The sequence below is a fragment of the Microcella putealis genome, from assembly GCF_004216575.1.
Lineage (GTDB): Bacteria > Actinomycetota > Actinomycetes > Actinomycetales > Microbacteriaceae > Microcella > Microcella putealis.
In genome coordinates this window covers 221,281-233,502 of sequence record NZ_SGWW01000002.1, presented here as the reverse complement: position 1 = coordinate 233,502, position 12,222 = coordinate 221,281, and the positions used below count along the sequence as shown (strand labels likewise).

Genomic DNA, 12,222 nt, shown 5'->3' with positions numbered 1-12,222 from the left:
GAGACAGTCGGGCCGTCAGGCCGTCAGGCCCAGGCGGTCCATGCGGCGCGTGTGCTCGCCGATCAGCTCGGTCATAACCGGGTCAATCTGCGCCTCGTCGTGAGCATTATCGTCGTGCATGACGAGGGCGCTTCGTGCCTGCAGCAGCGTGTCGCCCACGAGTCGGCGGCACCAGACTGCGAGCCGTGACGACAGCCGCGGGTTCGCGGCGATCACGCGCTCGACGATCGCGTGCAGGGTCGGCTCGATGTTCTCGGCCCGTAACGCCTGCTCGACGGCGGCTCGGTCGTCGCGGTCGAGCCCCGCGGCGAGGTTCACCCAGAAGTCGGTGAGGAAGCCGATCGTGACGTGGGCGGCGGCGACCTGCTCGTGCCAGTCGGCCCCCATCGTGCGACGCTCGAACTCGGCCGCGCCGGCAAGGTGCGGCTGGATCGTCGCCGTGCGGTCGAGCTTGTGGTGGTCGATGCGGGCGACGAGCGCCTCGTAGCGCTCGAGCATGACGCCCGACACGCGTGCGAGTGCGTCTTTATCGGCGACCTGGGGAGCGTTCGAGGCCGCGTGGCTGAGCTGCTCGAAGAACGTCAGGTGCAGGGCCGCGCACTGGCCGAAGAAGTGATCGGCGGGCGGCGTGAGCTCGTGCAGATCGATCTTCAGCGCGGCGACCGCGGTGTCGCGCGATCGCACCGTGGGCGCGGGTGTGGCGCGCGTACCAGGACGTTTGAACCACGAAGCCACGGCACCAGAGTAGGCGATCGGCGAGGGCGGCCCGACCCCGGCGGCTAAAGTGAGAACTTCCGAAGACAAGACAAGGTACACAAACACGTGACTTTCACCGACCTGGGCGTCGAAGCCGATATCGCCGACGCCCTCGCAGCGAAGGGCATCACCGAGCCCTTCCCCATCCAGCAGCAGACCATCCCCCTCGCCCTCACGGGCCAGGACATCATCGGCCAGGCAAAAACCGGAACGGGCAAGACCTTCGGCTTCGGCCTGCCGCTCATCCAGAAGCTCGGCGCTACCCCCGGCCCGGGCGTGAAGGCCCTCATCGTCGTGCCCACGCGCGAGCTGTGCGTGCAGGTGACCGAAGACATCGAGCTCGCCGCGTCGAACCGCCCGACCACGGTCGTGTCGATCTACGGCGGGAAGGCCTACGAGGGTCAGATCGACCAGCTGAAGGCCGGCGCGCAGATCGTCGTGGGCACCCCCGGGCGCCTCCTCGACCTCGCCGGTCAGCGCCTGCTGAACCTCGCCGATGTCGAGGTCATGGTGCTCGACGAGGCCGACAAGATGCTCGACCTCGGGTTCCTCTCCGACATCGAGAAGCTGTTCGCCCAGACAAAGCCGACCCGCCACACGATGCTGTTCTCGGCGACCATGCCGGGCCCGATCGTCGCGCTCGCCCGTCGATTCATGAATCGGCCGATTCACATTCGCGCGACCGACCCCGACGAGGGGCTGACGCAGGCGAACATCAAGCACATCGTCTACCGGGCGCACGCGCTCGACAAAGACGAGGTCATCGGCCGCATTCTGCAGGCCGAGGGCCGCGGCAAGACGGTCGTGTTCACGCGCACGAAGCGCGCCGCCGCGAAGCTTGTCGAAGAGCTGAACGATCGCGGCTACAGCGCCGGCGCCGTGCACGGCGATATGACGCAGGAGGCCCGCGAGCGCTCGATGGCCGCCTTCAAGGCCGGCAAGAAAGACATCCTGATCGCGACCGACGTGGCCGCGCGCGGCATCGACGTGAACGACGTGACGCACGTGATCAACCACACGGTTCCGGACGACCACGACGCGTACCTGCACCGCGTCGGCCGCACCGGACGCGCGGGCAAGACGGGCATCGCCGTGACGTTCGTCGACTGGGCAGACATGCATAAGTGGGCGCTCATCAACCGGGCGCTCGACATGGGTCAGCCCGAGCCGGTCGAGACGTACTCGTCGTCGCCGCACCTGTACGCCGACCTCAACATCCCCGAGGGCTCGAAGGGCCGCCTGAAGGCGACCCCGATTCCGAAGGTCGAGAAGGAGGCGTCGCGCCCGCCGCGTGAGCGCACCCGTCGCCGCAGCGGCGGCTCGGGCGGCGGCTCCGCCAGCGACAACACTCGGGATGCACGGGGCGGCGACCGCGCGGAGGGCGCGAGCTCCGCGAGCGACGCGAACCGCGCATCCACCGCCACCGCCGGATCGGGCGAGCCGTCGGCCGCCCCGCGGAAGCGTCGCCGCCGTCGCCGCGGCGGCAGCGGCTCCGCGACCGGCGCGGCGCCCGCCGCATCCAGCGGCGAATAAGTACGCAGAGCACGACAACTCCCCGCCGCCGGGAATGGTGGGCGGGGCAGAGAGGTTAGGCCCGCCATGGCCACCGCACCACAGACTGGTTCTTCCGCGCCCAGCGCCCCGAACGTGACCGACGCTCAGCGCCGCATCGTTCTCGGCGTGCTCATCGGCTCGGCGTTCGTCGTCATCTTGAACGAGACCCTGATGGGCGTCGCGATCCCGCGATTCATCGCGGTTTTCGGCATCACGGCCACAGCCGCCCAGTGGCTGACGACGGCGTTCATGCTGACGCTCGCGGTCGTGATTCCGATCACCGGGTGGCTGCTGCAACGCTTCAGCACGCGCGCGCTGTTCGTCACGGCGATGTCGCTGTTCACCGCAGGCACCCTGCTCGGCGCCGTCGCGCCGTGGTTCGAACTGCTGATCGTCGCCCGGGTCATTCAGGCGAGCGGCACCGCCATCGTCATGCCCATGCTCTTCACCACGGTGTTCGCGCTGGTGGCCCCGCAGCGCCGCGGCCAGGTCATCGGAACCGTCTCCACCGTGATTGCCGTCGCGCCGGCGCTCGGGCCGAGCCTCTCGGGCTTCATTCTGAGCATCGCCGACTGGCACTGGCTGTTCATCACGATGCTGCCCCTGACCACTACCGCCCTCATCATCGGCGCGGTGCGCATGGTCGACGTCGGCGAGCGCCGCGGCACCCGACTCGACGTTCTCAGTATCGTGCTGTCGGTTCCCGGCTTCGGTGGTCTCGTATTCGGGCTCGCGCAGCTGGGCGAAGGGGGCCGTGCCGAGGCGGGCTCGGGGCCCGACCCCGTCGTGACGGGCACTGTCGCGCTCGCGGTGGGCATCGTCGCGCTCGTAATCTTCGTGCTGCGTCAGCTGCGACTGCAGCGCACCGACAGCGCGTTGCTCGACCTGCGCACCTTCGCGGAGCGCCAGTTCGCCCTGTCGATCGGCATCATCACGGTCGCCTCGATGGCGCTGTTCGGCGCAATCATCGTGATTCCGCTGTACGTGCAGGAGGTGCTCGGTGCGTCGCCGCTGGTGTCGGGCCTCATCATCCTGCCCGGCGCCCTGCTGCAGGGTCTGCTCGCCCCGATCATCGGGCGGCGCTACGACAAGGTCGGGCCCCGCTCGCTCGTGATTCCCGGCATCGCCCTCATGGCCTCAACGCTGTGGGTCATGTCGATGTTCTCGGCCACGACCCCGATCTGGTTCGTCGCCGTCGCCAACATCGGTGTGAGCCTCGGTCTGGCACTGCTGTTCACTCCGCTGCTGACGAACGGCCTCGCGTCACTGCGCCCGCAGTTGAACCCCTACGGCTCGGCGATCGTCGGCACGGTGCAGCAGGTCGCGGGCGCCGCCGGCATCGCGCTGTTCATCTCGGTCGCGGCGTTCATCTCTCCGCCGAGCGGTGACGCGTCGATCACCGCCGACGGCGTGCGCGCTGCCTTCACCGTCGCGGCGGGGCTGGCGACGGCCATCGTGCCGCTCGTGCTCTTCGTACGGTGGCAGAGACCGGATCAGCCGGTCGCACCGACGGCCGACACCGGCTCGACCCGCGTGGTCGAGTCGGCCTGACGGCCGACGTCGCTACGCCCGCACGGGCTGAACGCCCCGCGTACGGGCGACGATGCGTTCGAGCGCCTCGGGGCTCGTCGTGTTCTCGGCGAGCCGGTTCGGCTTGCCCTCACCGTGGTAGTCGCTTGACCCGGTGACGACGAGCTCGTACTTCTGGGCCCAGGCCTCGAGCGTCGCGCGGCCGGGCACCGAGTTCTCGCGGTGGCCGACCTCGAGGCCGACGAGACCGACCTCGATGAGCTGCACGAGCATCCGCTCATTGATGACGGCGTCGGCGCCCCGCGTCGCGGGGTGCGCGATGACGGGCGCTCCCCCGGCGTTCGCGATGAGGCGCACGCCGTCGAGCACGGTCGGGGCTGCGTGCGGCAGGTAGTAGCCGCCCTGGAAGTGCAGGATCGACGCGAACGCCTCGCTGCGGGTGCGCACGATGCCGCGGGCGACGAGCGCGTCGGCGATGTGGGGGCGACCAATCGAGACGCCGCCCGACTGGGCAAGCACGTCCTCCCACGTGACGTCGAAGTCTTCGCTCAGGCGCCCCACCATGCGCTCGGCGCGCGTCAGGCGATCGTCACGGATGCGCGCGGTCTCGGCCACGAGGTCGCCATCGTTCGGGTCAAACAGGTAGCCGAGCACGTGCACACTGCGCCACTCATCTCGCGTGGACAGCTCCATGCCGCGGATAACCTGCAGGCCGGTGTCGGCGGCGGCGGCCAGCGCCTCGTCCCAGCCGGCGGTCGAATCGTGGTCGGTGATCGCGATCGTGTCGAGGCCCGCCTCGACGGCCGCACGCACCAGCTGCGTGGGCGTTTCGGTGCCGTCGCTCACACTCGAGTGCGTGTGCAGGTCGATCAGCGGCGCGGGCATAGGGCCATCGTAGGTCGACCCGACTGACAGGCCGCCCTCCTCACGAGCATCCAAGGCCACCGGGCTAGGCTCGACGGACCATGGTGCTGAAGGTGATCTCCGCTCTCGCGCTGGTTGCCATCGGCGCCCTGCTGCTGATCGTCGCGTGGCCGAGCCTGTTCGGCCTGACGCTCGCCCCCTACGTCGCGCAGCTTGTCGCTCTGCGCTCGCTCGTCGCCGTGATCGCGCTCGTCGCCGCGGCGGTGACGCTGATCGTGGCGGTCGCCTCCCGGCGCGCGCGGCGCTTCGCCGGGGCCCTCGCCGTCATGCTCGTCGCGTTCGCGGGCCTCAACGTGGCCGTACAGTCGGTGCGCGGCCTGGGCGGCGCGCCCGTGCCCGAGGTCGCCGCCGAGGGCGAGTGGACGGTCGTCGCGTGGAACACCCTCGGCGAGGCCGTCGACGCCGACCTCATCGCGGCCCTCGCCCTCGACGAACAGGCCGACGTCGTCGTCTTGCCCGAGACCCGCGCGGCCACGGCCGAGCAGGCCGCGATTCTCATGCGCGAGGCCGGGCGCCCCATGTGGGTGTACACGGTCGCCTTCGACGAGGTCGCGGCGGCGCGCTCGACGAGCGTGCTGGTGTCTGCCGAGATCGGCCAGTACGAGATCGACGACACGGTTGGCAACACGCAGGTGCTGCCGAGTGTCGTGCTGCGCCCGCTCGACCACGACGGGCCGACCATCATCGGCGTGCACCCGGTCGCGCCGATCCCCGTGCAGCTCGACAACTGGCGGGCCGACCTCGCGTGGCTCGACGAGGTGTGTCAGGGCGAGCGCATCATTCTCGCCGGAGACCTCAACGCGACCCCCGACCACTTCGCGGCCCGCGACAACGCCGACGGCGTCGGCGACTGCGTGTCGGCCGCCCTCACCACCGGCAGCGGCGCCGTCGGCACGTGGCCGACCGGCCTGCACCCGCTGCTCGGCGCCCCCATCGACCACATCATGTCGACCCCCGACATGCCGGCCACCTCGTTCGAGGTGCTGCGCGGGCTCGACGTGGGTAACAGCGATCACCGGCCGATCGTTGCGCGCATTCTCGTGAACTGAACGGATGCGCGCTCGATTCGCGCGCATCCGCACGGTGCCAGAATGGTCGGCATGGCTGACAGCGATAAGGCGACCACCGACGCTCCCCGCGCGACCGAAAACCGATCAACCACCCCCGCATCGGACCGGTTCCGCGACTTCATCTCGAACGGCTGGGCCGATCGCCCGGCCGGTGTGGGAGAGGCCCGCGAGCAGGCGATGTACGCCGCGTCGCGCCGCGCGCGCCTGTCATCGCTCTTCCCCGGCCAGCGACTCATCGTGCCGGCGGGCCCCGCGAAGCAGCGCTCGAATGACACCGACTACCCGTACCGGGCGCACTCGGCGTTCGCGCACCTCACGGGCTGGGGCAGCGACACGGTGCCCGGCAGCGTGCTCGTGCTCGAGCCGACCGACGACGGCCACGACGCCGTGCTGTTCTTCCGCGAGGCGGCCGGCCGCGACTCGGACGAGTTCTACGCGAACCCCGAGATCGGCGAGTTCTGGACCGGCCCGCGGCCGAGCCGCGACGACGTCGCCGTCGACCTCGCGCTCACGGCGCGCGGCCCCGGCGAACTGGACGCGGTGCTCGACGCAATCGACGAGTCGACGCTCGTGGTGCGCGAGGCGGATGCGCGTCTCACCGACCGCGTGGACTCCGCGCGGCTGGTCGGCGGCTTCCGCACGACCGAGGATGCGGTCGACACGACCGGCGACGACGAGCTCGCTCGCGACGTCAGCGAGCTGCGCCTCGTGAAGGACGAGTACGAGGTCGATGAGATGCGCCGCGCCGTCGCGGCCACCGCGCAGGGCTTCGACGACGTCGTGCGCGACCTGCCCGAGATCATCGAGCACCCCCGCGGCGAGCGCCTCGTCGAGGGCACGTTCAACCGGCGGGCGCGCGCCGAGGGCAACGCGGTCGGCTACGACACGATCGCGGCCTCGGGGCCGCACGCGTGCATCCTGCACTGGACCCGCAACGACGGGCCCGTACTGCCGGGCGACCTGATTCTCATCGACGCGGGCGTCGAGCTCGACAGCTACTACACGGCCGACATCACGCGCACGCTGCCGGTTTCTGGCACCTTCACGCGCGTTCAGCGCATGGTCTACGAGGCCGTGCGCGAGGCGGCGGATGCGGCGTTCGCGATCGTGAAGCCGGGCATCCGGTTCCGCGAGGTACACGCGGCCGCCATGGCCGTCATCGCCGAGAAGACCGCCGAGTGGGGCTTCCTGCCCGTCAGCGCCGAGGAGTCGCTCAAGCCCGACGCCGGCTACCACCGCCGGTACATGGTGCACGGCACCTCGCACCACTTGGGTATCGACGTGCACGACTGTGCCCAGGCCCGCCGCGACCTCTACCTCGACGGCGAGCTGCAGGCCGGCATGGTGTTCACGATCGAGCCGGGCCTGTACTTCCAGCCCGACGACCTCACGGTGCCGGAAGAGTTCCGCGGCATCGGTGTGCGCATCGAGGACGACATTCTCGTCACGGAGGACGGCGCCGAAAACCTGTCGGCGTTTATCCCCCGCACCGCGACCGAGGTCGAAGAGTGGATCGCGGGCCGCGCGCCCGTCTGGTCCGACGAGGAGTCGGACGAGGAGGAGTAGCGCGTCGGCGCGTCGCTACGGGCGGCGCAGCTTCGTCATCCCCAACTCATTCAGATGCTCGGTGCTGGGCGCGGGCCGTTCGAACGCAACGGGGCAGTGCAAGACGGCATTTGGCGTCGAGTGGTCAATGGTGTGCTCAGACATCGCGTGCCCGCAGACGGGGCAGGCTCCTGACCTGTTGTCCATGGCGTACTCGTTTCCCCACGACGGCGTCGAGGCGAAGCGGTTCCCCGTCAGCGCGCCGCCGCGGTGTGGCGCACACTGTACGCCGGTGGCGGCCCGCCCGAAAGCCCCGGCAGGGCCTCCGCGACCAATGTCGCCCGGCTGCTTCTACAGCCCGAGCACCGCCGCGGCGACGAGGAAGTAGATCAGGAGGCCGGTCGCGTCGACGAGGGTCGTCACGAGCGGCGCCGAGATCACGGCGGGGTCGATGCGGATCGCGCGGGCGAGCAGCGGCATGACGGCGCCGACCGTGGCGGCCCACGTACAGATGCCGATCACCGAAATGCCGACGACGGTCGCCACGGGGAAGTCGACGACGATCGAGCCAATGCCGAGGGCAACGACCCCGAGGCCGAGGCCGAGCAACAGGCCCACGCGCGCCTCGCGCCACGCGACGCGCACGACGTCGCTCGGGCGCACCTCGCCGAGGGCGAGGGCGCGCACGGCCGCCGTCGCCGCCTGAGCGCCGACATTGCCACCGGTGCCCACCAGCAGCGGAATGAACAGGGCAAGCGCCGTCACCGCTTCGAGCGTGTCCTCGAACAACTGCATGACCGACACGGTGAGACCGGCGGCCAGGATCAGAACGAACAGCCACACGACACGCAGCCCCGCGAGGCGCCAGACGCTCGAGGAGAAGTAGTGGCCCGCGCTCGGCAGCGAGCCCGACTGCCGGGCAAAGTCTTCCGAGTCGGCCTGCTCGATGATCTCAAGCGCGTCGTCGACGGTCAGGATGCCCACAACCCGGTCTTCGAGGTCGAGAATCACGAGCCCCGTGAGGTTGTACTCCTGCAGCAGACGAGCCGAGTCTTCTGCACGGTCGTCGACGTGCCCGATCGGGTGATCGTCGTCGGCGATATCGATGACGGCCTGCTCGGGGTCGGCAAGCACCAGCTGCTTGAGCGAGACAGTGCCGCGGTAGGCGCGTGAGGCGTCGACGACGGCCAGCAGGTCGATCGTCTCGGCGTGCTCGGCGCGAGCGCGCAGCCGGGTGAGCGCCTGGCCGACCGTCGTCGTGTCGTGCACCGAAATGATCTCGGGGCTCATGACGCGGCCGATCGAGTCGGCCGGGTAGCCGAGCAGCTCGGCGGTCATGCGGCGCTCGCGTGGGCTCAGCCCGGCGAGCACTTTCTGCACAAAGCCGGCCGGAGCTTCGCCGAGCAGGCGGGCGCGGTCATCCGGGTCCATGTTTTCGACGAGTTCCGCGAACTGGTGGTCGCGCATCCCCCCGAGCAGTTCCTGCTGCTGGGTCGCGTCGAGTTCTTCGAACACTTCGAGCGCGCGGCCCTTCGGCAAGAGCCGCCAGGCGAGCGCCGAGTCAACCGCGCGCAGGCGGGTGAGTTCGTCGGCGATCTCGTGGGGCGCGTGCTCGGCGAGCCACTGCGCGGCGGCACGGATGTCGCGTTCTTCAATCGCGTCCTGCAGGTCTTCGGTCATGGCACACCTCCCGGGGCAGCGCAGCTTGTGCGCACAAGGGTTGACGCCCGCGCGGCCTCGTGTGACGGCGCAGGCGGGGGTGGGGGCGGGTCAGCGTTTAGGGGGAGCCTCATCCGAGGCCGGCGAGGCGTCGCTGCCCGTGCGGGCGCTCTCGCCGCCGAGCAGTTGCTGCGCACGCGTGATGAAGCCGGGCTCGACGATGATGTCGTAGCGCGAGGCGAGCACGCGGCTCGTCGAGGTGAAGTCGCGGCGGCGGCGCTGCAGCGCGTACTGCACGACCGACAGCACGAGACCGAAGCCCGCGCCGATGAGGGCGGCCGCGGCCAGAAACTCGAACTGCGGCTCGGGCGAGAACAACACGAGCAGCAGCCCGACGAACAGGCCGAACCAGGCACCCGTCGCCGCCCCGCCGAAGGCAACGCGCCCGTAGCTGAGCTTGCCCGTGACGTTCTCGACGAGGGTGAGGTCGTGGCCGACGATGGCGAGGCGCTTGACGTCGAACTCGGCCTTCGAGAGGCGGTCGACGACGGCCATGGCGTCGGCGTAGGTCTCGTGCGAGCCCAGCACGTCGCCGCGCGGCACCTTCTGGGTGGCACCGCCTCCGCGACGGAAAAGGCTGGGCGTCTGGCTCATGGTCTCCATTCTGTCAGGCGCGGCTAGCCTGTGGGGGTGCCCGCCGCCTCCGCCCCCCGAGAACCCGGTGACCGTTCCGTGAACGGCGCCCTTGAGGATGCTGTACGCACGGCGCTCACGCGCGTCATCGATCCCGAATTGCGCAAGCCCGTCACCGAGCTCGACATGATTCCGAGTGTGCGCGTGGTCGACTCCGCAGCCGGAGATGCCTCCCCCGCCGCGCGCGCCGAGATCGAGCTGCGCCTCACGATCGTGGGCTGCCCCGCCGCCGATCGCATCGAGCGCGATGTGCGCGAGGCGGCTGCCTCCGTGGCGGGCATCGAGGAGGTCAGCGTCGACGTCGGCGTGATGGATCGCGCCACGCGCGATGCGCTCATCGAGCGGCTGCGCGGGGGCCGAGCCCGCATGCCGTTCACGCGCGAGTCAACAACCCGGGTGCTCGCCGTCACGAGCGGCAAGGGCGGGGTCGGCAAGTCGACGATCACCGCGAACCTCGCCGTCGCGCTCGCCGCGCAGGGCCTGCGCGTCGGCCTCGTCGACGCCGACGTGTTCGGCTTTTCGATCCCCGGGCTGCTCGGCATCGAGGGCGCCAAGCCAACGCGCGTGGGCGAGGCGATCATGCCGCCGCGCGCGCACGACGTCGCCGTCATCTCGATCGGCATGTTCGTCGAGCCGGGTGCCGCCGTCTCGTGGCGCGGCCCCATGCTGCACCGCACGGTCGAGCAGTTCTTGACCGACGTCTACTTCGGCGACCTCGACATGCTGATCCTCGACATGCCGCCCGGCACGGGCGACGTCGCGATCTCGGTCGGCCAGCTACTGCCCCACGCCGAGGTGCTCGTCGTGACAACCCCGCAGAAGGCAGCGGCCGATGTCGCCGAGCGTTCGGCGGTGGTCGCCCGGCAAACGGGGCAGACCGTGATCGGGGTGGTCGAGAACATGGCGGGACTCGCGCAGCCCGACGGCTCCGTGCTCGAACTCTTCGGCTCGGGCGGCGGGGACGAGACGGCGGCCCGCCTCGGCGTTCCGCTGCTCGCGCGCGTGCCCCTGTCAGTGGGCCTGCGCGAAGGGGGCGATGCGGGCATCCCGATCGTCACCGATGAGAACGATGCTGCCGGGGCCGCCATCCGCGAGTTGGCCTCTGCGATCGCCCGGCGCGGGCGCGGGCTCGCCGGCAAGCCGCTCGGCGTCACACCGCGCTGATCCGTGCTGCCGTGACCGACCCGCGCTGACCCGCACGGCGACGGCTTAACGAGCGAGAGCCGCCGGGGCCCGACCCCACCCCTGGAATGGTGAGCTCGAGCCCAGACGGCTCTCGCGGAGTTCGCGGCGCGTGGCGCGCGAACGGATGCGCTAAGCGGCGATCGTCGGGACGCGGCGGTAACCATCGCGCACGGCGACGACCACGCTCGCGGCGACGGCCCACACGCCGAGGGCGGCAATGGCAATGATTCCGGCGGTCATGTCGATCTGCTCCTTAGGCTTCTGTGTTCCTGAACACCTCTAGTGAACCGCGAGAGAAGCAGTAGCACAATCTATTGTTTCTGAACTGATCATGTAGTTTTGCTTCATGGATGTGCGACGCCTCGAACTGCTCCGGGAGCTCGCCGATCGCGGGTCGATCGCCGCCGTTGCCGCCGCCACCCACCGCACACCCTCCGCCGTCTCCCAGCAACTCAAGGTGCTCGAACGGGAGGCCGGGGTGCCGCTGACCGAGCGCGTGGGCCGCGGCATCCAACTCACCGGCGCGGGCGCGGCGCTCGCGGCAACGGCCCGCCAGATCGCCACCGCCATCGAATCGGCCGAGGCGCTGTGGAGCGAGTTCACCCGCGCCCCGCAGGGCACCGTCACGCTCAGCACCTTCCCCACCGCCGGACAGATGCTGCTGCCGGGCCTGCTCACCATGCTCACCGACGAGCCGGGGTTGGAAGTCGCCGTGACCGACCACGACCTCGACCGCCCCGACTGGGCGACCCTCACCCCCGACTTTGACATCGTGCTCGCCGACTCCCAGGGGGTGCCCGCCCACTGGTCACAGGGGGGTCTGCGCGTCATCACGCTCATGACCGAGCCGTTCGACGTCGCCATGCCGCTTGGGCACCGCCTCGCCGACAAGGCCGTGCTGAAACCGGCCGACCTCGTGGACGAGCCGTGGGTCGGCGCCCCCGTCGGCTATCCGTACGACCGCGTGCTCGACGGGCTCGCCGCCTACACGGGCCGAGCGCCGCGCATCGTGCAGCGCATCATGGACAACCTCATCGTCGAGCGACTCGTGGCGGCCGGAATCGGCCTCGCGATCCTGCCGCGCTTCACGACCCGCATCCACGACACGGGCATCGTCACGCGCCCCATCGCGGGCATCCCCGCCGAACGACAAATCAACGCCCTGCTGCGCGCCGACCGGGCCGAGCGGCCGAGCGTTCGGCGCATCCTCGAACTGCTCGAACTCGAGGGGCGGCGCGTGCAGTCGCGCTACCAGCACCCCGCGCACCGGCGCTGACGGCGCCCGCGCATCGCGAGCGCGACGGCG

General features: G+C 70.3%; 10 protein-coding genes. 6 read left to right on the top strand and 4 right to left on the bottom strand.

Going from position 1 to position 12,222, the window contains the following annotated elements; genetic code table 11:
- Positions 1–15 precede the first annotated feature (15 nt).
- Entirely contained in the window at positions 16–735 is a 720-nt protein-coding gene (locus tag EV141_RS06010) for a ferritin-like fold-containing protein (protein WP_157985518.1), read from the bottom strand.
- Between the two features lie 87 nt (positions 736–822).
- On the opposite strand from EV141_RS06010, the gene EV141_RS06005 reads away from it, so the two are divergent.
- Complete coding sequence (locus tag EV141_RS06005) at positions 823–2,289, top strand: DEAD/DEAH box helicase (protein WP_130485064.1); 1,467 nt, start codon at positions 823–825, stop codon at positions 2,287–2,289.
- A gap of 114 nt (positions 2,290–2,403) precedes the next feature.
- Positions 2,404–3,861 carry a DHA2 family efflux MFS transporter permease subunit gene (locus EV141_RS06000; protein ID WP_241969117.1) on the top strand — a complete coding sequence of 486 codons (1,458 nt, stop codon included), beginning with the start codon at positions 2,404–2,406 and terminating at the stop codon, positions 3,859–3,861.
- Between the two features lie 12 nt (positions 3,862–3,873).
- On the opposite strand, the gene EV141_RS05995 is transcribed toward EV141_RS06000, so the two are convergent.
- Positions 3,874–4,725: a PHP domain-containing protein gene (locus EV141_RS05995; protein ID WP_130485062.1), complete on the bottom strand. Its 852-nt coding sequence runs from the start codon at positions 4,723–4,725 to the stop codon at positions 3,874–3,876.
- Positions 4,726–4,805: 80 nt separating this feature from the next.
- Here EV141_RS05995 and EV141_RS05990 point away from each other — a divergent pair, with 80 nt between their 5' ends.
- Together EV141_RS05990 and EV141_RS05985 are read left to right on the top strand one after the other, a co-directional pair.
- Positions 4,806–5,813 (top strand): endonuclease/exonuclease/phosphatase family protein, encoded by a 1,008-nt coding sequence (locus EV141_RS05990; protein WP_241969115.1) that lies wholly within the window; start codon positions 4,806–4,808, stop codon positions 5,811–5,813.
- Positions 5,814–5,864: 51 nt separating this feature from the next.
- Positions 5,865–7,400 carry an aminopeptidase P family protein gene (locus tag EV141_RS05985; protein WP_130485061.1) on the top strand — a complete coding sequence of 512 codons (1,536 nt, stop codon included), beginning with the start codon at positions 5,865–5,867 and terminating at the stop codon, positions 7,398–7,400.
- A 330-nt stretch (positions 7,401–7,730) separates the two neighbouring features.
- On the opposite strand, the gene mgtE is transcribed toward EV141_RS05985, so the two are convergent.
- Both mgtE and EV141_RS05975 read right to left on the bottom strand, forming a co-directional pair.
- Positions 7,731–9,059, bottom strand: coding sequence for a magnesium transporter (gene mgtE / locus EV141_RS05980; protein ID WP_130485060.1), 1,329 nt, complete (start codon positions 9,057–9,059; stop codon positions 7,731–7,733).
- A gap of 90 nt (positions 9,060–9,149) precedes the next feature.
- Entirely contained in the window at positions 9,150–9,692 is a 543-nt protein-coding gene (locus tag EV141_RS05975) for a YflT domain-containing protein (protein ID WP_130485059.1), read from the bottom strand.
- 36 nt (positions 9,693–9,728) lie between these two features.
- Here EV141_RS05975 and EV141_RS05970 point away from each other — a divergent pair, with 36 nt between their 5' ends.
- The gene (locus EV141_RS05970; protein WP_241969113.1) at positions 9,729–10,895 is read left to right on the top strand and encodes an Mrp/NBP35 family ATP-binding protein; all 1,167 of its coding nucleotides are present in this window, start codon (positions 9,729–9,731) and stop codon (positions 10,893–10,895) included.
- Between the two features lie 367 nt (positions 10,896–11,262).
- The gene (locus EV141_RS05965) at positions 11,263–12,192 is read left to right on the top strand and encodes a LysR family transcriptional regulator (RefSeq protein WP_130485058.1); all 930 of its coding nucleotides are present in this window, start codon (positions 11,263–11,265) and stop codon (positions 12,190–12,192) included.
- Positions 12,193–12,222 lie beyond the last annotated feature (30 nt).